This window comes from Shigella sp. FJ200513 (assembly GCF_040495915.1).
Lineage (GTDB): Bacteria > Pseudomonadota > Gammaproteobacteria > Enterobacterales > Enterobacteriaceae > ECMA0423.
The window spans coordinates 23,100-45,961 of record NZ_JBDYCV010000026.1 but is presented as its reverse complement, the minus strand read 5'-3'; the positions used below and the strand labels follow the sequence as shown (position 1 = coordinate 45,961).

19 protein-coding genes and 2 pseudogenes are annotated in these 22,862 nt (G+C 51.9%); 15 read left to right on the top strand and 6 right to left on the bottom strand.

Features of this window, described 5'->3' with window-relative positions; translation table 11 throughout:
• Nucleotides 1-172: 172 nt before the first annotated feature.
• Nucleotides 173-1,288 carry a diguanylate cyclase AdrA gene (gene adrA / locus ABZJ92_RS08260; protein ID WP_005053118.1) on the top strand — a complete coding sequence of 372 codons (1,116 nt, stop codon included), beginning with the start codon at nucleotides 173-175 and terminating at the stop codon, nucleotides 1,286-1,288.
• A 16-nt stretch (nucleotides 1,289-1,304) separates the two neighbouring features.
• Here adrA and proC read toward each other — a convergent pair whose 3' ends face one another.
• A complete protein-coding gene (gene proC, locus ABZJ92_RS08255) occupies nucleotides 1,305-2,114 on the bottom strand; it encodes a pyrroline-5-carboxylate reductase (protein ID WP_001295331.1) in 810 nt (269 codons plus the stop codon).
• 119 nt (nucleotides 2,115-2,233) lie between these two features.
• On the opposite strand from proC, the gene ABZJ92_RS08250 reads away from it, so the two are divergent.
• From ABZJ92_RS08250 to ABZJ92_RS08220, 7 genes and pseudogenes are all read left to right on the top strand, one after another.
• Nucleotides 2,234-2,692, top strand: coding sequence for a YaiI/YqxD family protein (locus tag ABZJ92_RS08250; RefSeq protein WP_000158164.1), 459 nt, complete (start codon nucleotides 2,234-2,236; stop codon nucleotides 2,690-2,692).
• Nucleotides 2,693-2,874: 182 nt separating this feature from the next.
• Entirely contained in the window at nucleotides 2,875-3,399 is a 525-nt protein-coding gene (gene aroL, locus ABZJ92_RS08245; RefSeq protein ID WP_000193385.1) for a shikimate kinase AroL, read from the top strand.
• 49 nt (nucleotides 3,400-3,448) lie between these two features.
• A complete protein-coding gene (gene yaiA, locus ABZJ92_RS08240; protein WP_001142439.1) occupies nucleotides 3,449-3,640 on the top strand; it encodes a protein YaiA in 192 nt (63 codons plus the stop codon).
• A 257-nt stretch (nucleotides 3,641-3,897) separates the two neighbouring features.
• Nucleotides 3,898-4,575, top strand: coding sequence for an AroM family protein (locus tag ABZJ92_RS08235; protein WP_001276420.1), 678 nt, complete (start codon nucleotides 3,898-3,900; stop codon nucleotides 4,573-4,575).
• Nucleotides 4,576-4,646: 71 nt separating this feature from the next.
• Nucleotides 4,647-4,931 (top strand): pyrimidine/purine nucleoside phosphorylase, encoded by a 285-nt coding sequence (gene ppnP / locus ABZJ92_RS08230; RefSeq protein ID WP_000941942.1) that lies wholly within the window; start codon nucleotides 4,647-4,649, stop codon nucleotides 4,929-4,931.
• A 154-nt stretch (nucleotides 4,932-5,085) separates the two neighbouring features.
• Nucleotides 5,086-5,421, top strand: a pseudogene (locus ABZJ92_RS08225) (DUF2773 domain-containing protein); the annotation flags it as partial.
• Nucleotides 5,418-5,873 (top strand): SF0329 family protein, encoded by a 456-nt coding sequence (locus ABZJ92_RS08220; protein WP_000194195.1) that lies wholly within the window; start codon nucleotides 5,418-5,420, stop codon nucleotides 5,871-5,873. The pseudogene ABZJ92_RS08225 and the gene ABZJ92_RS08220, both read left to right, overlap by 4 nt.
• Nucleotides 5,874-5,950: 77 nt before the next feature.
• On the opposite strand, the gene rdgC is transcribed toward ABZJ92_RS08220, so the two are convergent.
• A complete protein-coding gene (gene rdgC, locus ABZJ92_RS08215) occupies nucleotides 5,951-6,862 on the bottom strand; it encodes a recombination-associated protein RdgC (protein WP_005053105.1) in 912 nt (303 codons plus the stop codon).
• 124 nt (nucleotides 6,863-6,986) lie between these two features.
• Between rdgC and mak the strand changes: the two genes are divergently transcribed.
• Nucleotides 6,987-7,895, top strand: a complete 909-nt coding sequence (mak, locus tag ABZJ92_RS08210; RefSeq protein WP_001219335.1) for a fructokinase — start codon at nucleotides 6,987-6,989, stop codon at nucleotides 7,893-7,895.
• Between the two features lie 142 nt (nucleotides 7,896-8,037).
• Here mak and araJ read toward each other — a convergent pair whose 3' ends face one another.
• From araJ to sbcD, 3 genes are all read right to left on the bottom strand, one after another.
• Nucleotides 8,038-9,219: an MFS transporter AraJ gene (araJ, locus tag ABZJ92_RS08205; RefSeq protein ID WP_005053102.1), complete on the bottom strand. Its 1,182-nt coding sequence runs from the start codon at nucleotides 9,217-9,219 to the stop codon at nucleotides 8,038-8,040.
• A gap of 125 nt (nucleotides 9,220-9,344) precedes the next feature.
• Nucleotides 9,345-12,488 carry an exonuclease subunit SbcC gene (gene sbcC / locus ABZJ92_RS08200; RefSeq protein ID WP_000698943.1) on the bottom strand — a complete coding sequence of 1,048 codons (3,144 nt, stop codon included), beginning with the start codon at nucleotides 12,486-12,488 and terminating at the stop codon, nucleotides 9,345-9,347.
• The gene (gene sbcD, locus ABZJ92_RS08195) at nucleotides 12,485-13,687 is read right to left on the bottom strand and encodes an exonuclease subunit SbcD (RefSeq protein WP_001221306.1); all 1,203 of its coding nucleotides are present in this window, start codon (nucleotides 13,685-13,687) and stop codon (nucleotides 12,485-12,487) included. The genes sbcC and sbcD overlap by 4 nt, the downstream gene beginning before the upstream one ends.
• A gap of 189 nt (nucleotides 13,688-13,876) precedes the next feature.
• On the opposite strand from sbcD, the gene phoB reads away from it, so the two are divergent.
• From phoB to malZ, 5 genes are all read left to right on the top strand, one after another.
• Nucleotides 13,877-14,566 (top strand): phosphate response regulator transcription factor PhoB, encoded by a 690-nt coding sequence (gene phoB, locus ABZJ92_RS08190; RefSeq protein ID WP_000113938.1) that lies wholly within the window; start codon nucleotides 13,877-13,879, stop codon nucleotides 14,564-14,566.
• A 57-nt stretch (nucleotides 14,567-14,623) separates the two neighbouring features.
• Nucleotides 14,624-15,919: a phosphate regulon sensor histidine kinase PhoR gene (phoR, locus tag ABZJ92_RS08185; protein ID WP_000893611.1), complete on the top strand. Its 1,296-nt coding sequence runs from the start codon at nucleotides 14,624-14,626 to the stop codon at nucleotides 15,917-15,919.
• Nucleotides 15,920-16,325: 406 nt separating this feature from the next.
• Nucleotides 16,326-17,645, top strand: coding sequence for a branched-chain amino acid transporter carrier protein BrnQ (gene brnQ / locus ABZJ92_RS08180; RefSeq protein WP_000149647.1), 1,320 nt, complete (start codon nucleotides 16,326-16,328; stop codon nucleotides 17,643-17,645).
• A gap of 75 nt (nucleotides 17,646-17,720) precedes the next feature.
• Complete coding sequence (proY, locus tag ABZJ92_RS08175; protein WP_000444173.1) at nucleotides 17,721-19,094, top strand: proline-specific permease ProY; 1,374 nt, start codon at nucleotides 17,721-17,723, stop codon at nucleotides 19,092-19,094.
• 155 nt (nucleotides 19,095-19,249) lie between these two features.
• Nucleotides 19,250-21,067 (top strand): maltodextrin glucosidase, encoded by a 1,818-nt coding sequence (gene malZ, locus ABZJ92_RS08170; protein WP_000979361.1) that lies wholly within the window; start codon nucleotides 19,250-19,252, stop codon nucleotides 21,065-21,067.
• Nucleotides 21,068-21,071: 4 nt separating this feature from the next.
• Here the strand turns inward: malZ and acpH are convergent.
• Nucleotides 21,072-21,645: pseudogene (gene acpH / locus ABZJ92_RS08165) on the bottom strand (ACP phosphodiesterase).
• Between the two features lie 92 nt (nucleotides 21,646-21,737).
• Between acpH and queA the strand changes: the two are divergent.
• Nucleotides 21,738-22,808 (top strand): tRNA preQ1(34) S-adenosylmethionine ribosyltransferase-isomerase QueA, encoded by a 1,071-nt coding sequence (gene queA, locus ABZJ92_RS08160; RefSeq protein ID WP_001266503.1) that lies wholly within the window; start codon nucleotides 21,738-21,740, stop codon nucleotides 22,806-22,808.
• Nucleotides 22,809-22,862 lie beyond the last annotated feature (54 nt).

Sequence of the window (22,862 nt, the reverse complement as noted above, 5' to 3'; positions counted from 1 at the left end):
AAAAACGAGTATTTTTAGTCATCCTGTTTACCTCTTTCTCAGGAAGTTTAGTCTCCAGGATTCCCGGGGCGGTTCAGATAGTGCTAACGGGTGAGCTACGAAAGTGGCTCACCCGAAATTTCATACTTCTGCCTTTAGCCCCGTCTCTATAATTTGGGAAAATTGTTTCTGAATGTTCCCAAAAATAATGAATGATGAAAACTTTTTCAAAAAAGCGGCGGCGCATGGGGAGGAACCTCCTTTAACTCCTCAAAACGAACATCAGCGGTCCGGGCTGCGCTTCGCCCGTCGCGTCAGACTACCCCGTGCGGTTGGCCTGGCTGGCATGTTCTTACCGATTGCTTCAACGCTGGTTTCGCACCCGCCGCCGGGCTGGTGGTGGCTGGTGTTGGTCGGCTGGGCGTTCGTCTGGCCGCATTTAGCCTGGCAGATAGCGAGCAGGGCCGTCGATCCGCTTAGCCGGGAAATTTACAACTTAAAAACCGATGCAGTATTAGCGGGAATGTGGGTAGGCGTAATGGGCGTAAACGTGCTGCCTTCCACCGCTATGTTGATGATTCTGTGTCTGAATTTGATGGGGGCAGGCGGCCCCCGTCTGTTTGTCGCGGGTCTGGTGTTGATGGTGGTTTCCTGCCTTGTCACCCTCGAGCTTACGGGCATTACCGTGTCGTTCAATAGTGCTCCGCTGGAATGGTGGCTCTCCCTTCCCATTATTGTCGTTTATCCTCTGATGTTTGGCTGGGTCAGCTACCAGACGGCAACCAAACTGGCGGAACATAAACGCAGGTTGCAGGTCATGAGTACTCGCGACGGCATGACGGGCGTGTATAACCGACGTCATTGGGAAACTATGTTACGCAATGAATTTGATAACTGTCGGCGGCATAATCGCGATGCAACGTTACTGATTATCGATATCGACCATTTCAAGAGCATCAACGATACCTGGGGTCATGATGTGGGCGATGAAGCGATTGTGGCGCTTACCCGACAGTTACAAATTACCCTGCGCGGTAGCGATGTGATTGGTCGGTTTGGCGGCGATGAGTTTGCAGTAATCATGTCCGGTACGCCAGCTGAGAGCGCCATTACCGCCATGTTACGGGTGCGTGAAGGGCTAAACACGTTACGCTTGCCGAATACGCCACAGGTAACTTTACGGATTAGTGTGGGGGTTGCGCCGCTGAACCCACAAATGAGTCACTATCGTGAGTGGTTGAAATCGGCAGATTTGGCGCTTTACAAAGCAAAGAAAGCCGGACGTAACCGCACCGAAGTGGCGGCCTGACGTCCGGCGAAAGTCATCAGGATTTGCTGAGTTTTTCTGATTTTTCCATACACTTCGTCATCGCTTCGATCACTGCGGCACGGAAGCCTTTCTCTTCCAGTACGCGTACCGCTTCAATGGTGGTGCCTCCCGGTGAGCAGACCATATCTTTCAGTGCCCCCGGATGTTCTCCCGTTTCCAGCACCATTTTTGCGGAACCCATTACCGCCTGAGCGGCAAATTTATACGCCTGGGCGCGTGGCATCCCGCCCAGCACGGCGGCGTCGGCCATCGCTTCGATAAACATAAATACGTAGGCTGGCGAAGAACCGCTCACACCGACCACCGGGTGGATCATCGGCTCAGCAATTACTTCCGCTTCGCCAAAGCAGCGGAAAATATTCAGCACATCAGCGGTATCTTCTGGGGTTACCAGCGCGTTTGGCGTTACGGAGGTCATCCCGGCATTAACCAGCGCGGGAGTGTTCGGCATGGCGCGGATAATTTTCCGGTCATGGCCCAGCGCGCGGGCAAGCTGGTCGAGCGTGACACCTGCAGCAATAGAAACGACCAGAGAGTCTTTATTCAGGCTGGAGGTGATTTCGCTAAGCACTTTAATCATGATGCCAGGTTTAACGGCAGCAAAAATGATGTCGGCGATTTGCGCCACTTCTTGCGCCGATTCTGCGGCGTTGATGCCGAACTGGTCATGCAGGGCGGCGACTTTATCCGGGGAGGGGGTGTATACCCAGATTTGCCCTGGAAGCACCTGACCGCTGGCAATCAGACCGCCGAGAATGGCTTTTCCCATATTGCCGCAGCCAATAAAACCGATTTTCTTTTCCATTGCCTCACTCCTGCCGTGAAATTCATTGTTTTGATAATCGCTGGCAGAAGCATAAACAGAACTATGCCGGAAGGCAAAAGCGCGACACAATAGAGGATTACCTAACAAAGGATGACTTTATGACAATTTGGGTGGATGCCGACGCGTGTCCCAATGTAATTAAAGAGATTTTGTATCGCGCGGCGGAACGTATGCAGATGCCGCTGGTACTGGTAGCAAACCAGAGTTTACGCGTGCCGCCATCGCGATTTATTCGTACGCTGCGCGTCGCGGCAGGTTTCGACGTTGCCGATAACGAAATTGTCCGGCAGTGTGAAGCGGGCGATTTGGTGATCACCGCAGATATACCTTTGGCTGCTGAAGCCATCGAGAAAGGCGCAGCGGCGCTTAATTCGCGCGGCGAACGTTACACGCCAGCGACCATTCGTGAGCGCCTGACGATGCGCGATTTTATGGATACCTTACGTGCCAGTGGGATCCAGACCGGCGGACCAGATAGCCTTTCACAACGTGACCGCCAGGCCTTTGCCGCGGAGCTGGAGAAGTGGTGGCTGGAAGTGCAACGTAGTCGTGGCTAAATGTAATTTATTATTTACACTTCATTCTTGAATATTTATTGGTATAGTAAGGGATGTATTGAGATTTTTACTTTAAGTGGAATTTTTTCTTTACAATCGAAATTGTACTAGTTTGATGGTATGATCGCTATTCTCATGACACCGGCTTTCGCCGCATTGCGACCTATTGGGGAAAACCCACGATGACACAACCTCTTTTTCTGATCGGGCCTCGGGGCTGTGGTAAAACAACGGTCGGAATGGCCCTTGCCGATTCGCTTAACCGTCGGTTTGTCGATACCGATCAGTGGTTGCAATCACAGCTCAATATGACGGTCGCGGAGATCGTCGAAAGGGAAGAGTGGGCGGGATTTCGCGCCAGAGAAACGGCGGCGCTGGAAGCGGTAACTGCGGCATCCACCGTTATCGCTACAGGCGGCGGCATTATTCTGACGGAATTTAATCGTCACTTCATGCAAAATAACGGGATCGTGGTTTATTTGTGTGCGCCAGTATCAGTCCTGGTTAACCGACTGCAAGCTGCACCGGAAGAAGATTTACGGCCAACCTTAACGGGAAAACCGCTGAGCGAAGAAGTTCAGGAAGTGCTGGAAGAACGCGATGCGCTATATCGCGAAGTTGCGCATATTATCATCGACGCAACAAACGAACCCAGCCAGGTGATTTCTGAAATTCGTAGCGCCCTGGCACAGACGATCAATTGTTGATTTTAGAGCGCCTATACTTAACGTTCATCCCGTGAAATAAGGAAGAACGATGCCAACGAAACCGCCTTATCCTCGTGAAGCATATATAGTGACGATTGAAAAAGGAAAGCCAGGACAGACGGTAACCTGGTACCAACTCAGAGCCGATCATCCTAAACCAGACTCGTTGATCAGTGAACATCCGACGGCTCAGGAAGCGATGGATGCGAAAAAACGCTATGAGGACCCTGACAAAGAGTGACCGCATCAGACTGCTCGGAAGGGATTCTGAGTGCCACTACAAGGGATCTGCGTCACATTTTTCATAATTTATGTTTTTCTAATAATTAGAATATTAAACAATAACATTCCATTACTGGAATCATTTGGAATCTTTACATTATGCCGTGCACGTCTGCTGCTACGCTTTTTGTCATTTGTAGCACAAGTAAGTGTCAGCAGTGGTGCTTCACACTTGCCCGGTAATTAACGACGAAAGAAAAGTAAGGTGGATGAACAATGAGTGCGTCGTTGGCGATCCTGACCATCGGCATTGTACCTATGCAGGAGGTTTTGCCGCTCCTGACGGAATACATTGACGAAGATAATATTTCCCATCATAGCCTGCTGGGGAAGTTAAGTCGTGAAGAAGTGATGGCGGAGTACGCGCCAGAAGCAGGCGAAGACACCATTCTCACATTATTAAATGACAACCAGCTGGCCCATGTTTCGCGTCGTAAAGTGGAGCGAGATCTGCAAGGTGTGGTTGAAGTGCTCGATAATCAGGGTTATGACGTCATTTTATTAATGAGTACAGCAAACATTAGTAGTATGACTGCGCGTAATACGATCTTTCTTGAGCCGTCGCGAATATTGCCTCCACTGGTTTCCTCTATTGTTGAAGATCATCAGGTGGGGGTTATCGTTCCGGTTGAGGAGATGCTGCCCGTTCAGGCGCAAAAATGGCAAATTTTGCAGAAATCGCCGGTATTTTCATTGGGTAACCCCATTCATGATTCAGAACAAAAAATCATTGATGCTGGGAAAGAATTACTGGCAAAAGGGGCTGATGTCATCATGCTGGATTGTTTAGGATTTCACCAACGTCATCGCGATTTACTGCAAAAACAGCTCGATGTTCCTGTCTTGCTCTCTAACGTATTGATTGCACGGCTGGCTGCGGAATTACTGGTGTAATTTTGCGTGACAGCCAGCGCCTCTGGCCCCTATAGTGAAGTAGATGTTCAACTACCAGACAGGGCCAGTTTATGCTTCAAAGTAATGAGTACTTTTCCGGCAAAGTGAAATCGATCGGCTTTTCCAGCAGCAGCACTGGTCGCGCCAGCGTGGGTGTTATGGTTGAAGGCGAATACACCTTCAGCACCGCTGAGCCGGAAGAGATGACGGTAATCAGTGGCGCGCTGAATGTGTTACTGCCTGACGCGACCGACTGGCAAGTGTATGAAGCCGGTTCGGTGTTTAATGTTCCCGGTCACAGTGAGTTTCATCTTCAAGTTGCCGAACCTACCTCTTATCTGTGCCGCTATCTGTAATTCCTCGCCTTCCCCTTGAACGGGAGGGCATTTTTCTGAAATATCCTCTCTTTAACCCATAATAATATTTCCTTTGCTGCGATTTTTTCAATTTCCGATATATTCATAATTCATCAAGGTTGATATAAATATCAGTGAAGATCTCCAGGTATTTTTTGCGGAACTGGCTACGATAAAAGATAAATCAGATGATGAATGGTGGCGTGCATTGCTGCAAAGTCGCAATGATCATTTGCGCCAAACGGCATTACGCAACGCACATACCCCGGCGTCGTTGTTAACGACATTGACTGAGCCTCAGGATCGGTCGCTGGCTATTAATAATCCACAGCTGGCTGCCGATGTGAAAACGGCGTGGTTAAAAGAGGATCCATCATTACTCTTATTTGTCGAACAACCCGATCTTTCGCAGTTACGTGATTTAGTGAAAACCGGGGCAACGCGGAAAATTCGCAGTGAAGCGCGTCACCGGCTTGAGGAAAAACAATGACACAACGTCCATGGAGCAAGTTACAGCGGGAGATCTATGACTTACTGACGCCAACGATCAACCTGCAAATTCACTGTACCCGTTATCCCATGCGCAGCCAAAATGGTGGAAGTACCGATTTACCGCGTTATTGGATCACGTTGGATAAAAACGTGATCTGGGATTACCCGAAAGACTTTATTGCAGGTAACGCTGGAGTGCGTAATTTTCACGGTGAAACTTGCTGGTATCCTTACCTGACGGATATTTGTTCAATTTCTGATTTATTGCGTGAATATATTGATACCCCAAAAGCGGAGCTGTTAACAAAACAATTTACCAGCGATAAATGGGGGTTAGTGAATATTCTGCGTGCTGCTGACAGGCGAATAGGGATGAGGCGATTAGATCAGTTACGGCGTAAAACGCATAATATTGCTGCGCTAAAAATTATTGCTCGCCGTAGCGAATAATTATATGCCTGGTGTGGCTTCGTACGCCGGATAAGACGCGGCAGGCGTCGCATCCGGCATTAAAGGAAAATCAGCAATTAACGTTGTGCTTCGCCACCTAATCCTTCAATCAGGTTTTGAATTAACGCTGCCAGTTCACCAGTCATCAGGATGAAATCGGCATCAAAACGCTGGGCGAAATCTTCACGGTCGATATCTTCGTTTTGATCGCGCAGCTCGTCGCAGAACTTAAGACGCTTGAGCGAACCATCGTCGCACATCACAAACTGAATGCGCTGCTGCCAGTCGAGCGCCAGTTTAGTCACCACTTTTCCGGCTTCAATGTGATTGGTGATCTCTTCGCTGGTCAGATCTTGTTTCTTCGCGCGGATCACGCCGCCATCTTCCAGCAACGATTTCAGCTCGGCTTCATCAAGCAGCTGGAAGCCCTGTGCCGCACTACCGGAGCGAACCCATTCGGTCAGCGTCAGTTCAATCGGGTTTTCCATGCTCAATGGTACAACCGGTAACGACCCCAGGCTTTTACGCAGTAATGCCAGCGTATCTTCCGCTTTTTTGGCACTGGCGCAGTCCACCATAATCAAACCGTTAACCGTGTCGAGCCACATCATTGTCTGGCTAAAACGGCTGAAAGCACGCGGCAGCAGAGAGTGCAGCACTTCGTCTTTCAGCGAATCTTTTTCGGTTTTCTTCAGCTTACGCGCCTGTTCCGCTTCCAGTTTGGCGATTTTCGCTTCCAGCGCCTGTTTAATCACCGGAGACGGGAGGATTTTTTCTTCTTTGCGCGCGCAGATAACAATTTGACCATTGGCAACGTGCGTTAACGCATCGCTGTGCGATCCCATCGGAGGAACCCAGCCCATCTTCGCCATGTCCTGGCTGCCGCATGGGGTAAATGCCATCGAGGCTAGCTGTTTTTCCATCTCTTCTGCACGCAGCGAAATCTCGCGGCTAAGACGGTAAACCATTAAATTTTTGAACCACAGCATGATAATTTCCACGGCCTTGTCGTTAAATTTAGCGGGCATGATAACGAATTGTCGGCGGCCTTGCATTGCCAATCCGGTTGTCCGTCTCTACGCTATTGATATTGAAAAAAATAAGGAGAGTACAGTGCGTATAGGTATCGATTTAGGCGGCACCAAAACTGAAGTGATTGCACTGGGCGATGCAGGGGAGCAGTTGTACCGCCATCGTCTGCCCACGCCGCGTGATGATTACCGGCAGACTATTGAAACGATCGCCACGTTGGTTGATATGGCGGAGCAGGCGACAGGGCAGCGCGGAACGGTAGGTATGGGCATTCCAGGTTCGATTTCGCCCTACACCGGTGTGGTGAAGAATGTCAATTCAACCTGGCTCAACGGTCAGCCATTCGATAAAGACTTAAGCGCGAGGTTGCAGCGGGAAGTGCGGCTGGCAAATGATGCCAACTGTCTGGCGGTTTCAGAAGCAGTAGATGGCGCGGCAGCGGGAGCGCAGACGGTATTTGCCGTGATTATCGGCACGGGATGCGGCGCGGGCGTGGCATTCAATGGGCGGACGCATATCGGCGGCAATGGCACGGCAGGTGAGTGGGGACACAATCCGCTACCGTGGATGGACGAAGACGAACTGCGTTATCGCGAGGAAGTCCCTTGTTATTGCGGTAAACAAGGTTGTATTGAAACCTTTATTTCGGGCACGGGATTCGCGACGGATTATCGTCGTTTGAGCGGACATGCGCTGAAAGGCAGTGAAATTATCCGCCTGGTTGAAGAAAGCGATCCGGTAGCGGAACTGGCATTGCGTCGCTACGAGCTGCGGCTGGCAAAATCGCTGGCACATGTCGTGAATATTCTCGATCCGGATGTGATTGTCCTGGGGGGCGGGATGAGCAATGTAGACCGTTTATATCAAACGGTTGGGCAGTTGATTAAACAATTTGTCTTCGGCGGCGAATGTGAAACGCCGGTGAGTAAGGCGAAGCACGGTGATTCCAGCGGCGTACGCGGCGCTGCGTGGTTATGGCCACAAGAGTAAAAAACGTAGGCAATTGGCGCATCATGCCTGATGCGACGCTTGCCGCGTCTTATCAGGCCTACAAAATGTGCCAGAACCGCGTAGGGCGGATAAGGCGTTCACGCCGCATCCGGCAATAAGCAACGCGCACCGTGACAGTAATCTACCCCAGTGGTTTCGCCAGCACCGGACTATCCGCCGCTTGCTGGCGCTTATAGCGACCATACAGCAGCAACGATGACATCGCAGCAAACGAAAGCAGGGCGGCAGGCAGCGCCACGTAATTATATGCCAGCCCCAGCGTCAGCATCATACCTCCGCAATATGCGCCGACGGCGCTACCGAGGTTAAACGCTATTTGCCCACCTGCGGCACCTAATAACTCTCCTCCTTTGGCATTTTGCAGTAACAATATTTGCAGAGGTGCTGAAAGGGCAAATAATCCCGCGCAACAAATAAAAGCAAAAATAAGCGACGTTGTTTTCATGCCGCCGCAGAAAAAGAGCATCAGCAGTGCCAGTACAATGATAAAGTCAGTCACTGCTGCAATGCGCAGTGGTGAATAACGTCCTGAAATCCTGCCACTTAGCATATTTCCCAGCACCATCCCTAGCCCAACTAACATCATAATAAAGGTCATCGCCGTTTCCGAAAAACCGGAAATAAACATCATGTATGGCTTTACGTAGCTGAACCAGGCAAACACACCTGCGTTGCCAAACATCGTGGCGGCGAAAATTAACCACGGGGCCGGGCTGCGCAAAAAGTGAAATTGTTCGCGCAGATTTCCTTTCGCCTCGTCGCGAATATCTGGCACCCAAAAATAGACCGATGCCATCACCGCAATATTAAAAACAGCGATCAATAAAAAGGTGTAACGCCAGCATTCCTGACTTAAATACGTTCCCAGCGGAATGCCCAGCAAATTGGCGACTGTCATCCCGGAAACCATCCCCGCCACGGCGGCGGTGACTTTTCCGGGTTTGATAATTTTTGATAACACGATCGCTCCGACGCCAAAAAATGCGCCATGCGGAAAGCCGGATACCAGCCGACCAATGGCGAGCATCAGGTAAGACGAAGAGAGCGTGAACATGGCGTTGCCAATGACGCACAACGCCACCAGAAACAACAAGATATGTTTGAGTGAGTAGCGGCTGGAAAAGAGTGCGATGATTGGCGCACCGACCACCACCACCAGTGCATAATACGAGATCATATGCCCGGCAGCAGGAATCGAAATTCCTACGTTATGCGCCAGCTCCGTGAGCACGCTCATAATGCCAAATTCGGCCATCCCCAAACCAAACGTGCCCAGAGCCAAAGATAAAATGACTTTTTTCATACCACCATCACAACCACCAGAACGGCTACCAATCACCGTAGCCAATAAAGTGATAGCTTGCAGGATAACGACCAGCAAGGCCAAGAGATAATTCACCCCTCTGTATTCATTATCCTGCTGAATAGTTATTTCACTGCAAACGTACTTTCCAGTTTGCTGTAGCCCAGGCCGTTGATCTTTTTCACTTTGATCTGCACCGGAATACGCTCTTTCATCGCTTCTACGTGGCTAATCACACCGATGGTTTTGCCACTGGCGTTCAGGGCATCCAGCGCATCAAGGGCGGTATCCAGCGTTTCGCTATCCAGCGTGCCAAAACCTTCATCAAGGAACAGCGAGTCAATACGTGTTTTATGGCTGACCAGATCCGAAAGCGCCAGCGCCAGCGCCAGACTAACGAGGAAACTTTCGCCGCCGGAAAGGGTACGGGTATCGCGTACCGCATCTGCCTGCCAGGTATCAACAACCTCGACTTCCAGCGCCTCGCTGGCTTTGCGCTGTAACAGATAGCGCACGTGCAGCCGGGTAAGTTGCTGATTAGCGAGATGGACTAAATTATCCAGCGTCAGCCCCTGGGCAAACTTGCGGAATTTATCGCCCTCTTTGGAACCTATTAGCGAATTCAGATATCCCCAGTCCTCAACCTGCTGCGTCATTTGAGCAATTTGCTGCATTAAGGTTTGTTGTTGCTGACGGTTATCTGCATCCTGCTTCAGCTGCTGGCGAATCTCGCCTTGACTCGTGGTGTTTTCACGCAACTTTTGGTGAGTTTGCGCTAACTCTTGCTGAATCTGCTCCACCGTCACAGTGAGAGCCAACCCGTCAGGTCGGTGTTGTTGATGCTGTGCCAGCGTTTCTGCTGTCTGAGTGACCAGCGTTTGCGCCTGACGGCGCTGGTTTTCCAGATTCTGCTTGAGCTGTTCCAGCTGCGTTAGTGTTTGTTCATCCATTAGCGCCGCAAGGAACGCCTGCTGATCGTCAAAGACGCTGGCCTGTAGCGCGGTGTCAAACTGCGCTTGGGCTTTTTGCAGACTTTGCGCCGCCAGAACATCCTGTTGCTGTAACGTCTGCTGCTGGCTGTGTAATGCGAGACATTGTTCATGAACCTGCCGCCAGTTATCCAGCGCCACAGTTTCTTCGCTGTGCGGGAGATCATCACTTTGCGGCAACGTTTCCAGAATCGGTGTCAGCTGCTGAATACGGTTTTGCAGCGCGGTTAATTCGTTCTGGCGTTGCTGCCAGCTCTGCGCTTCTTGCTGACGTGTCGCCAACCAGCTCTCTTCTTCATCTTCCTGTGGCAATGTCAGTGCATAACCCGCCAATGCCGTTAAGAGCTGCTGCTGACGTTGTTCAATTTGCTGTTGATACTGGATAATTTGCTGATTATGCGCGGCAATCTGCCCTTGTAATTCATGTCGTTGGCTGAGTAACCGCAGCTGGCGTTCGTGCTCATCTTGTGCATCCAGCCACGGTTGAATATCGTCCTGTGGCTGCAAGGTGATATTGAGGCTGGCCGTGACGGCTTGCCATTGTTGAGTAAGTGCTTGCTCATCTTGTCGGAGGCTTTGCGCTTCGTTTTCATCGCGCTGAAGCTGCTTCGTTAATGCATCCAGTTGCCCGCGCAGCGCCGCACCTTCTTCGCCGAGCTTTTTAACTTCGTTTTCCAGCGCCAGTAATCGAGACTGATTAACACCAGGCTCCAGCGCCTGATACGCCTCGACCGCCGGGTGGCTGGTGGAACCACAAAGTGGACAAGGCTGACCCGCCTGTAACTGTGCACGCTGGGCTTCCAGCGTTTTGATGCGCGCTTCCTGCTCGCAAATGGTTTTCACATCGGCAAGTTGCTGCGTCTTTTCTTTATAACGCTGGCGCATTTCGTTAAGTGCGACATTACGTTGCGTCTGTTCCAGAGTGACATTCTGGATAGTGACCATTAACTGCGCCAGACGTTTTTGTTGGGGAACAATCTGCCCATGCAGCGCGACCAGGCGCTGACGCAGTGGGCGTTGCTCGGCATGTTGCGCCAGGGCGGTAGCAACTTCATCGGCGGTTAACGTCAACGTGATCGCCGCAAGCGCATTAAGTTTTTGCTCAGCATGGGTTAACTGTTGCTGCCATTGCCGCAGATGCTCGCGATCGCTGGTTTGTTGGGAGAACTGCGCACGCCAACCCGCCAGTTCGTTGTTCCACTGACGGAAGCGGTCGTGTTCCTGTAACCAGGTATTCAGGCTTTGTTGCTGCTGCTGTAATTCTGCTGACTGCTTCGCCGCGTGGTGGCGAATGCTCGCGCGAAGCGCCATTGTGCTCTGTAAGCGAGTATTTACTTCTTCAATCTGCTGGCGAATATGCGCCAGCGCCGCGCTGTGTTCTGCGATGCGTTCCCAGTGTGGACGAAGATTTCGTGCCGGTTGTGCCAGACTAAGCGCCGCCAGTTGAGGTTGCGCTTTTTCTTCTTCGGCTAACGCCTGTTGCAAGGCCTGTTGACGGCGGCTGGCTTCTTGCTGCAATTCGTCCTGACGCGTTAACCAGTTTAGCGATTGTTGTTCTTGCTGCTGCGCGGTAATTAACTGTTTTTCTTCGTCAGTAAGTACCTGCAAACTCGCTGTCAGCGATTGCACTTGTTCCGGCGTGAGCAACGTGACGCCGCTGGCCTGCGCTTGCAGCTTCTCCAGCTCAGTGCGGGCCGATTTGTGCTGCTCAAAAACCATCGCCGAGATTTGCCCGTAGATTTCAGTGCCGGTTAACTCCTCGAGCAATTCCGCGCGTTCTTTGGGTTTGGCATTCAGGAAGGCAGCAAATTGCCCCTGCGAAAGCAGCATCGAACGGGTGAAGCGCCCGTAATCCAGCCCGGTTAACGTCGCTGTCAGTTCCAGCTTATCTTTCACTTTGTCGGCGAGAATTTTGCCGTCGGCGCAGCGCGCCAGCTCTACGCGAGGCACCTGCAAATTACCGTCCGGCTGGTTACGCGCCCGATTCTGGCTCCAGAACGCGCGATACGCTTCACCTTTCACTTCAAACTCCACCTCCGCCAGACATTCAGCGGTATCGCGGGTCATGAGATCATTTTGCGATTGTGAAACGTTAGAGAGACGCGGAGTTTCGTGATACAGCGCCAGACAAATGGCGTCCAGCAGGGTGGTTTTCCCCGCACCGGTTGGGCCGGTAATGGCAAACAGCCCGTTGCTGGCGAACGGCTCGCGGGTGAAATCAATCTTCCATTCGCCTTTTAATGAGTTCAGGTTTTTCAGGCGCAGGCTGAGAATTTTCATGCTTCGTGTTCTCCGGCGAGGGTACGCAACGTCGTGGTGAAAAGATGCTGCAGACGTTGCTGCTGCGATTCATCCAGGTCTTCCAGTGCCAGACGGCGATTGAACACCTCTTCGACGCTGAGTTCGCTGAGGGTTTCACGCTGTTGGCTGGCTAACACACGCTCGCGCTGTTCACGACTCCGACGTACCAGCAATACTTCGACAGGCAATGATTCGGTTAATGCCTGGATTTTGCGCTGAATATCATGCAGATACTCATCAGTAGTGATTTCGATATCCAGCCAGACAGGTGGCTCCTGCGATACATCGCGCCACTGTTCCAGCTGTGCGGTAATCGACGCCAGATCGCCTTTCAGCACCGCCATGGGTTGAGTTACCGGTACGTTCAGGTTTTCCACGCTCTCTAATTTGCCGTTTGAAAATGTCACCAGATGGACATATTTACTCTTACCGCATTCATCAAAACTCAGTGGAATGGGGGAACCGCAATAGCGAACATGTTCCATGCCGCCAATAATCTGTGCGCGGTGAATATGCCCGAGCGCGATGTAGTCGGCTGGTGGAAAGTTTTGTGCCGGAAACGCGTCCAGCGTGCCAATATAAATGTCACGCACGGCGTCACTTTTACTGGAACCCACGGTCGTTAAATGTCCCGTGGCGATGATGGGCAGAGGCTGATCGCCGCGCAGTTTGCAGGCATCGGCATAGTGTTGTTGGTAATAATCGGTAATCGCTGCCAGTAAATGCTGCTGTTTTTCAATACCGTTAAGCCCCGCCTGGCTGGAAATAATGTCACGCGGGCGTAAAAACGGAATGGGGCACAGCACTGCGCCTGGCGTCCCGTCGCGACGAGGCAAGATTTGCGGCGCATGTCCGGCGCTGGCGACCACGGTTGTATTGAGGAACGCCATGATATCGCGCGATTCATTCAGCGTGGCGACCGAGTCATGGTTTCCTGCCAGTACCACCAGATGACAGCCAGTTTGCTGTAAATTGACAACAAAACGGTTGTATAACGTGCGGGCGTAACTGGGCGGCGAGCCGGTATCGAAAACATCACCAGCAACAATAATCGCATCCACCTGATGGGTTTGTGCTGTCTCCAGCAGCCAGTCAAGAAAAGCCTGATGTTCAGCTTCGCGGCTTTTACTGTAGAAGTTCTGGCCGAGATGCCAGTCTGAGGTGTGAAGGATGCGCATAACGGTTCCCTGGCGAAAAAGCATGGTCGCGATTATACCCAAACAGATGTGCCATTTGCTTTTTTCTGCGCCACGGAAATCAATAACCTGAAGATATGTGCGACGAGCTTTTCATAAATCTGTCATAAATCTGACGCATAATGACGTCGCATTAATGATCGCAACCTATTTATTACAACAGGGCAAATCATGGCGAGACGTATTCTGGTCGTAGAAGATGAAGCTCCAATTCGCGAAATGGTCTGCTTCGTGCTCGAACAAAATGGCTTTCAGCCGGTCGAAGCGGAAGATTATGACAGTGCTGTGAATCAACTGAATGAACCCTGGCCGGATTTAATTCTCCTTGACTGGATGTTACCTGGCGGCTCCGGTATCCAGTTCATCAAACACCTCAAGCGCGAGTCGATGACCCGGGATATTCCAGTGGTGATGTTGACCGCCAGAGGGGAAGAAGAAGATCGCGTGCGCGGCCTTGAAACCGGCGCGGATGACTATATCACCAAGCCATTTTCGCCGAAGGAGCTGGTGGCGCGAATCAAAGCGGTAATGCGCCGTATTTCGCCAATGGCGGTGGAAGAGGTGATTAAGATGCAGGGATTAAGTCTCAACCCGACATCTCACCGAGTGATGGCGGGCGAAGAGCCGCTGGAGATGGGGCCGACAGAATTTAAACTGCTGCACTTTTTTATGACGCATCCTGAGCGCGTGTACAGCCGCGAGCAGCTGTTAAACCACGTCTGGGGAACTAACGTGTATGTGGAAGACCGCACGGTCGATGTCCACATTCGTCGCCTGCGTAAAGCACTGGAGCCCGGCGGGCATGACCGCATGGTGCAGACCGTGCGCGGTACAGGATATCGTTTTTCAACCCGCTTTTAACGCCTTGCTCATCGGACGCAGAGCAGGGCTTATGATTTCTTAACTGGAGTATCTTACGTGCTGGAACGGCTGTCGTGGAAAAGGCTGGTGCTGGAGCTGCTACTTTGCTGCCTCCCGGCTTTCATCCTGGGTGCATTTTTTGGTTACCTGCCCTGGTTTTTGCTGGCATCGGTAACAGGACTGCTTATCTGGCATTTCTGGAATTTATTGCGCCTTTCATGGTGGCTGTGGGTGGATCGCAGTATGACCCCGCCACCGGGGCGTGGTAGCTGGGAACCGCTACTATACGGCTTACACCAGATGCAGCTGCGAAATAAAAAACGCCGCCGTGAACTGGGCAATCTGATTAAACGCTTTCGTAGCGGCGCGGAGTCGCTGCCCGACGCGGTGGTGCTGACCACGGAAGAGGGCGGTATTTTCTGGTGTAACGGTCTGGCGCAACAAATTCTTGGTTTGCGCTGGCCGGAAGATAACGGGCAGAACATCCTTAACCTACTGCGTTACCCGGAGTTTACGCAATATCTGAAAACGCGTGATTTTTCTCGCCCGCTCAATCTGGTGCTCAACACCGGGCGGCATCTGGAAATTCGCGTCATGCCTTATACCCACAAACAGTTGCTGATGGTGGCGCGTGATGTCACGCAAATGCATCAACTGGAAGGGGCGCGGCGTAACTTTTTTGCCAACGTGAGCCATGAGTTACGTACGCCATTGACCGTGTTACAGGGTTACCTGGAGATGATGGATGAGCAGCCGCTGGAAGGCGCGGTACGCGAAAAAGCGTTGCACACCATGCGCGAGCAGACCCAGCGGATGGAAGGGCTGGTGAAGCAGTTGCTAACGCTGTCGAAAATTGAAGCCGCGCCGACGCAATTGCTCAATGAAAAGGTTGATGTGCCGATGATGCTGCGCGTTGTTGAGCGCGAGGCTCAGACTCTGAGTCAGAAAAAACAGACATTTACCTTTGAGATAGATAACGGCCTCAAGGTGTCTGGCAACGAAGATCAGCTACGCAGTGCGATTTCGAACCTGGTCTATAACGCCGTGAATCATACGCCGGAAGGCACGCATATCACCGTACGCTGGCAGCGAGTGCCGCACGGTGCCGAATTTAGCGTTGAAGATAACGGACCGGGCATTGCACCGGAGCATATTCCGCGCCTGACCGAGCGTTTTTATCGCGTTGATAAAGCGCGTTCCCGGCAAACCGGCGGTAGCGGATTAGGGTTAGCGATCGTGAAACATGCGGTGAATCATCACGAAAGTCGCCTGAATATTGAGAGTACAGTAGGAAAAGGAACACGTTTCAGTTTTGTTATCCCGGAACGTTTAATTGCCAAAAACAGCGATTAATCCGCCTTTGTCATCTTTTATTGCCATAAGCCAGCCGATGCTGGCTTATTTTCTTTGCAGTCAAAATACGGGCGTTAGATTTTACAACGGTTGGTGATTTTTTGTTCGCATGATTAGCCATGTCTTTTTCACGGAAATAGTGTTTTATACTGGTTGGTGATTTCTTATCGCTATATACCTCTGGTTTTTAGATCCCTCCTTGCTTTAAAACGTTATAAGCGTTTAAATTGCGCTTCAGGTGCTGTCATACTGACTGCATTAACGCGGTAAATCGAAAAACTATTCTTCGCCGCGCCTGGTTGGGAGTATTTCCCGCTAAAATTGTTTAAATATACCGCTGTATCATCCCCAGGGATTGGCACAAAAATTTAACGTTACAACACCACATCCACAGGCAGTATGATTTATGACCCATCAATTAAGATCGCGCGATATCATCGCTCTGGGCTTTATGACATTTGCGTTGTTCGTCGGCGCAGGTAACATTATTTTCCCTCCAATGGTCGGCTTACAGGCAGGCGAACACGTCTGGACTGCGGCATTCGGCTTCCTCATTACTGCCGTTGGCCTGCCGGTATTAACGGTAGTGGCGCTGGCAAAAGTTGGCGGCGGTGTTGACAGCCTCAGCACGCCAATCGGTAAAGTCGCTGGCGTACTGCTGGCAACGGTTTGTTACCTGGCGGTGGGGCCGCTTTTCGCTACGCCGCGTACAGCTACCGTTTCCTTTGAAGTGGGGATTGCGCCGCTGACGGGTGATTCCGCGCTGCCGCTGTTTATCTACAGCCTGGTCTATTTCGCTATCGTTATTCTGGTTTCGCTCTATCCGGGCAAGCTGCTGGATACCGTGGGCAACTTCCTTGCGCCGCTGAAAATTATCGCGCTGGTCATCCTGTCTGTTGTCGCGATTGTCTGGCCGGCGGGTTCTATCAGCACGGCGACTGAGGCTTATCAAAACGCTGCATTTTCTAACGGCTTCGTTAACGGCTATCTGACCATGGATACGCTGGGCGCAATGGTGTTTGGTATCGTTATTGTTAACGCGGCGCGTTCTCGTGGCGTTACCGAAGCGCGTCTGCTGACCCGTTATACCGTCTGGGCTGGCCTGATGGCGGGTGTTGGTCTGACTTTGCTGTACCTGGCGCTGTTCTGTCTGGGTTCAGACAGCGCGTCGCTGGTCGATCAGTCTGCAAACGGCGCTGCTATTCTGCATGCTTACGTTCAGCACACCTTTGGCGGCGGCGGTAGCTTCCTGCTGGCGGCGTTAATCTTCATCGCCTGTCTGGTCACGGCGGTTGGCCTGACCTGTGCTTGTGCAGAATTCTTTGCCCAGTACGTACCGCTCTCTTATCGTACGCTGGTGTTTATCCTCGGCGGCTTCTCGATGGTGGTGTCTAACCTCGGCTTAAGCCAGCTGATCCAGATCTCCGTACCGGTGCTGACCGCTATTTATCCGCCGTGTATCGCACTGGTTGTATTAAGTTTTACACGCTCATGGTGGCATAATTCGTCCCGCGTGATTGCTCCGCCGATGTTTATCAGCCTGCTTTTTGGTATTCTCGACGGGATCAAAGCATCTGCATTCAGCGATATCTTACCGTCCTGGGCGCAGCGTTTACCGCTGGCCGAACAAGGTCTGGCGTGGTTAATGCCAACAGTGGTGATGGTGGTTCTGGCCATTATCTGGGATCGCGCGGCAGGTCGTCAGGTGACCTCCAGCGCTCACTAAATCACTGAACATTTGTTTTAACCACGGGGCTGCGATGCCCCGTGGTTTTTTATTGTGTTGATGGGTTAGGAATTGATGGAAAGTAAGAATAAGCTAAAGCGTGGGCTAAGTACCCGCCACATACGCTTTATGGCACTGGGTTCAGCAATTGGCACCGGGCTGTTTTACGGTTCGGCAGACGCCATCAAAATGGCCGGTCCGAGCGTGTTGTTGGCCTATATTATCGGTGGTATCGCGGCGTATATCATTATGCGTGCGCTGGGGGAAATGTCGGTACATAACCCGGCCGCCAGCTCTTTCTCGCGTTATGCGCAGGAAAACCTTGGCCCGCTGGCAGGTTACATTACCGGATGGACCTACTGTTTTGAAATCCTTATTGTCGCCATCGCCGATGTGACCGCTTTTGGTATCTATATGGGTGTCTTGTTCCCGACGGTGCCGCACTGGATTTGGGTACTGAGCGTGGTGCTGATCATTTGCGCCGTAAACCTGATGAGCGTGAAGGTCTTCGGTGAGCTGGAATTCTGGTTCTCGTTCTTTAAAGTCGCCACCATCATCATCATGATTGTCGCCGGTTTCGGCATCATCATCTGGGGGATTGGCAACGGCGGGCAACCGACCGGTATTCATAACCTGTGGAGCAACGGCGGCTTCTTCAGTAACGGCTGGCTTGGCATGGTAATGTCGTTGCAAATGGTGATGTTTGCTTACGGTGGGATCGAAATTATCGGGATTACCGCCGGTGAAGCGAAAGATCCTGAGAAATCGATTCCGCGTGCGATTAACTCCGTGCCGATGCGTATTCTGGTGTTCTACGTCGGTACGCTGTTCGTCATTATGTCTATCTACCCGTGGAATCAGGTTGGCACTGCCGGTAGCCCGTTCGTACTGACGTTCCAGCATATGGGCATTACCTTTGCCGCCAGCATTCTTAACTTTGTTGTGCTGACCGCTTCGCTGTCGGCAATTAACAGTGACGTATTTGGCGTAGGCCGTATGCTCCACGGTATGGCAGAGCAGGGCAGCGCACCGAAAATTTTCAGCAAAACGTCGCGTCGCGGTATTCCGTGGGTTACGGTGCTGGTGATGACTACCGCGCTGCTGTTTGCGGTGTATCTGAACTACATCATGCCGGAAAACGTCTTCCTGGTGATCGCTTCGCTGGCAACCTTCGCCACGGTATGGGTGTGGATTATGATCCTGCTGTCGCAAATCGCCTTCCGTCGCCGTTTGCCGCCAGAAGAAGTTAAGGCGCTGAAATTTAAAGTGCCGGGTGGGGTAGCAACGACCATCGGCGGGCTGATTTTCCTGCTCTTTATTATCGGGTTGATTGGTTATCACCCGGATACGCGTATCTCGCTGTATGTCGGTTTCGCGTGGATTGTTGTGCTGTTGATTGGCTGGATGTTTAAACGCCGCCACGATCGTCAGCTGGCTGAAAACCAATAATACTTGCGTTCTGTAAGCCGGTTCAGGAGGAAATCCTGATCCGGCTATTCCGAAAGTTATCCGCCCCCGTCCTCCTCCCCCAAATATCCTTCAGATGATGAGTGATCCTGCATTAGGCTATGGCAAGGTGATCAGATTTTCATCACAGGGGAATTATGATGTTAAATGCATGGCACCTGCCGGTGCCCCCATTTGTTAAACAAAGCAAAGATCAACTGCTCATTACACTGTGGCTGACGGGCGAAGACCCACCGCAGCGCATTATGCTGCGTACAGAACACGATAACGAAGAAATGTCAGTACCAATGCATAAGCAGCGCAGTCAGCCGCAGCCAGGCGTCACCGCATGGCGTGCGGCGATTGATCTCTCCAGCGGACAACCCCGGCGGCGTTACAGTTTCAAACTGCTGTGGCACGATCGCCAGCGTTGGTTTACACCGCAGGGCTTCAGCCGAATGCCGCCGGCACGACTGGAGCAGTTTGCCGTCGATGTACCTGATATCGGCCCACAATGGGCTGCGGATCAGATTTTTTATCAGATCTTCCCTGATCGTTTTGCGCGTAGTCTTCCTCGTGAAGCTGAACAGGATCATGTCTATTACCATCATGCAGCCGGACAAGAGATCATCTTGCGTGACTGGGATGAACCGGTCACGGCGCAGGCGGGCGGATCAACGTTCTATGGCGGCGATCTGGACGGGATAAGCGAAAAACTGCCGTATCTGAAAAAGCTTGGCGTGACAGCGCTGTATCTCAATCCGGTGTTTAAAGCTCCCAGCGTACATAAATACGATACCGAGGATTATCGCCATGTCGATCCGCAGTTTGGCGGTGATGGGGCGTTGCTGCGTTTGCGACACAATACGCAGCAGCTGGGAATGCGGCTGGTGCTGGACGGCGTGTTTAACCACAGTGGCGATTCCCATGCCTGGTTTGACAGGCACAATCTTGGCACGGGGGGAGCTTGTCACAACTCTGAATCGCCCTGGCGCGACTGGTACTCGTTTAGTGATGATGGCACGGCGCTCGACTGGCTTGGCTATGCCAGCTTGACGAAGCTGGATTATCAGTCGGAAAGTCTGGTGAATGAAATTTATCGCGGGGAAGACAGTATTGTCCGCCACTGGCTGAAAGCGCCGTGGAATATGGACGGCTGGCGGCTGGATGTGGTGCATATGCTGGGGGAGGCGGGTGGGGCGCGCAATAATATGCAGCACGTTGCCGGGATCACCGAAGCGGCGAAAGAAACCCAGCCGGAAGCGTATATTGTCGGCGAACATTTTGGCGATGCACGGCAATGGTTACAGGCCGATGTGGAAGATGCTGCCATGAACTATCGTGGCTTCACATTCCCGTTGTGGGGATTTCTTGCCAATACCGACATCTCTTATGATCCGCAGCAAATTGACGCCCAAACCTGTATGGCCTGGATGGATAATTACCGCGCAGGGCTTTCTCATCAACAACAATTACGTATGTTTAATCAGCTCGATAGCCACGATACTGCGCGATTTAAAACGCTGCTCGGTCGGGATATTGCGCGCCTGCCGCTGGCGGTGGTCTGGCTGTTCACCTGGCCTGGTGTACCGTGCATTTATTACGGTGATGAAGTGGGACTGGATGGTAAAAACGATCCGTTTTGCCGTAAACCGTTCCCCTGGCAGGTGGAAAAGCAGGATACGGCGTTATTCGCGCTGTACCGGCGAATGATTGTGCTGCGTAAGAAAAGTCAGGCGCTGCGTCGTGGCGGCTGTCAGGTGCTGTATGCGGAAGATAACGTAGTGGTATTTGTCCGCGTGCTGAATCAGCAACGTGTACTGGTGGCAATCAACCGTGGCGAGGCCAGTGAAGTGGTGCTACCCGCGTCACCGTTTCTCAATGCCGTGCAATGGCAATGCAAAGAAGGGCATGGGCAACTGACTGACGGGATTCTGGCTTTGCCTGCCATTTCGGCTACGGTATGGATGAACTAACGTTTTATAACGCCTTGTGTGACGCCTGCGCCATCATCCGCGGATAAAACTGCCAGAAGCGGGTTTCGAGGGCGTCATAATGAGCGTCTAAATCGTACCAGGAGTCACGCAGGGCATCCAGACGTGGGCGGCGGCTTGCCATGCCGTTTAACACGTTCTGGATGAAATCCATATCGCGATAGCGCACCAGCCACTGCTCTGACCACAAGTAATTGTTCAGATTGATAAAACGTGGCGGTGAGTCCGGCAAAATCGTCATCACTTGCTCGCGGGCATAACAGACAAATTCCTGTAGCGGAAAGTCCGGCGACAGCTGCGACCAGTGGCGGGAAAGAAAGTGATCCCACATGACATCCAGCGTAATAGGCGCAACGCGGCGCGTTTCACTACGAAACCACTCCTGTGCTTCGCGGACTTCCGGCAGATTGTCAGTCAATACGTCGATGCATATGAATGCCAGCCACGACGTCGGGCGGAAAACTTTCTTCAGGATTTCCGCGTACGAAATCAGCCAGTAAATTGCCAGAAAGCGAGCTTTCCGCGAGATGGGCTAAATGCAGGTGAGCTAAAAAATTCATCGATTATATTCTATCCAAAGGGGGGTAAAGGTTGCAGGGAGAGCGCCCCGGCACTAGACTACCCGACTCTTATTTTAGTCTGAGTCAGTGTCATGCGCGTTACCGATTTCTCCTTTGAATTGCCCGAATCCCTGATTGCCCACTATCCCATGCCTGAACGCAGTAGCTGTCGTTTACTGTCGCTGGACGGGCCGACGGGCGCGCTGACGCACGGTACTTTCACCGATTTACTCGATAAGCTCAACCCCGGCGATCTTCTGGTTTTTAATAATACCCGCGTGATCCCGGCGCGTCTGTTTGGGCGTAAAGCCAGCGGCGGCAAGATTGAAGTGCTGGTTGAGCGGATGCTCGACGACAAACGCATTCTTGCGCATATTCGCGCCTCGAAAGCGCCAAAACCTGGCGCAGAACTGTTGCTGGGCGATGACGAAAGTATCAACGCAACAATGACCGCGCGCCACGGCGCACTGTTTGAAGTCGAATTTAATGATGAACGCTCGGTACTGGATATCCTCAACAGCATCGGCCATATGCCGCTGCCGCCGTATATCGATCGTCCGGACGAAGACGCTGACCGCGAACTTTATCAAACCGTTTATAGCGAAAAACCGGGCGCGGTTGCAGCCCCGACCGCTGGTCTGCATTTTGACGAGCCTTTGCTGGAAAAATTACGCGCCAAAGGCGTGGAGATGGCGTTTGTGACGTTGCACGTTGGTGCGGGCACCTTCCAGCCGGTGCGCGTCGACACCATTGAAGATCACATCATGCACTCGGAATACGCTGAAGTACCGCAGGATGTGGTAGACGCGGTACTGGCGGCGAAAGCGCGCGGTAACCGGGTGATTGCGGTTGGCACCACTTCAGTACGTTCGCTGGAAAGCGCGGCACAGGCGGCAAAAAACGATCTTATCGAACCGTTCTTTGACGATACCCAAATCTTTATCTATCCGGGCTTCCAGTACAAAGTGGTCGATGCGCTGGTGACGAACTTCCACTTGCCAGAGTCGACGCTGATTATGCTGGTTTCGGCCTTTGCCGGTTATCAACACACCATGAATGCCTATAAAGCGGCGGTAGAAGAGAAATATCGCTTTTTTAGTTACGGTGATGCGATGTTTATCACGTACAATCCGCAGGCAATTAATGAGCGCGTCGGGGAGTAATTCCGCGGCGCTGGTTTAAACGTTGGACTGTTTTTCTGACGTAGTGGAGAAAAA

Coding starts and splice junctions, on each gene's coding strand:
- adrA (WP_005053118.1), top strand. CDS start 173: ATGTTCCCAAAAATAATGAATGATGAAAACTTTTTCAAAAAAGCGGCG.
- proC (WP_001295331.1), bottom strand. CDS start 2,114: ATGGAAAAGAAAATCGGTTTTATTGGCTGCGGCAATATGGGAAAAGCC.
- ABZJ92_RS08250 (WP_000158164.1), top strand. CDS start 2,234: ATGACAATTTGGGTGGATGCCGACGCGTGTCCCAATGTAATTAAAGAG.
- aroL (WP_000193385.1), top strand. CDS start 2,875: ATGACACAACCTCTTTTTCTGATCGGGCCTCGGGGCTGTGGTAAAACA.
- yaiA (WP_001142439.1), top strand. CDS start 3,449: ATGCCAACGAAACCGCCTTATCCTCGTGAAGCATATATAGTGACGATT.
- ABZJ92_RS08235 (WP_001276420.1), top strand. CDS start 3,898: ATGAGTGCGTCGTTGGCGATCCTGACCATCGGCATTGTACCTATGCAG.
- ppnP (WP_000941942.1), top strand. CDS start 4,647: ATGCTTCAAAGTAATGAGTACTTTTCCGGCAAAGTGAAATCGATCGGC.
- ABZJ92_RS08220 (WP_000194195.1), top strand. CDS start 5,418: ATGACACAACGTCCATGGAGCAAGTTACAGCGGGAGATCTATGACTTA.
- rdgC (WP_005053105.1), bottom strand. CDS start 6,862: ATGCTGTGGTTCAAAAATTTAATGGTTTACCGTCTTAGCCGCGAGATT.
- araJ (WP_005053102.1), bottom strand. CDS start 9,219: ATGAAAAAAGTCATTTTATCTTTGGCTCTGGGCACGTTTGGTTTGGGG.
- sbcC (WP_000698943.1), bottom strand. CDS start 12,488: ATGAAAATTCTCAGCCTGCGCCTGAAAAACCTGAACTCATTAAAAGGC.
- sbcD (WP_001221306.1), bottom strand. CDS start 13,687: ATGCGCATCCTTCACACCTCAGACTGGCATCTCGGCCAGAACTTCTAC.
- phoB (WP_000113938.1), top strand. CDS start 13,877: ATGGCGAGACGTATTCTGGTCGTAGAAGATGAAGCTCCAATTCGCGAA.
- brnQ (WP_000149647.1), top strand. CDS start 16,326: ATGACCCATCAATTAAGATCGCGCGATATCATCGCTCTGGGCTTTATG.
- proY (WP_000444173.1), top strand. CDS start 17,721: ATGGAAAGTAAGAATAAGCTAAAGCGTGGGCTAAGTACCCGCCACATA.
- malZ (WP_000979361.1), top strand. CDS start 19,250: ATGATGTTAAATGCATGGCACCTGCCGGTGCCCCCATTTGTTAAACAA.
- queA (WP_001266503.1), top strand. CDS start 21,738: ATGCGCGTTACCGATTTCTCCTTTGAATTGCCCGAATCCCTGATTGCC.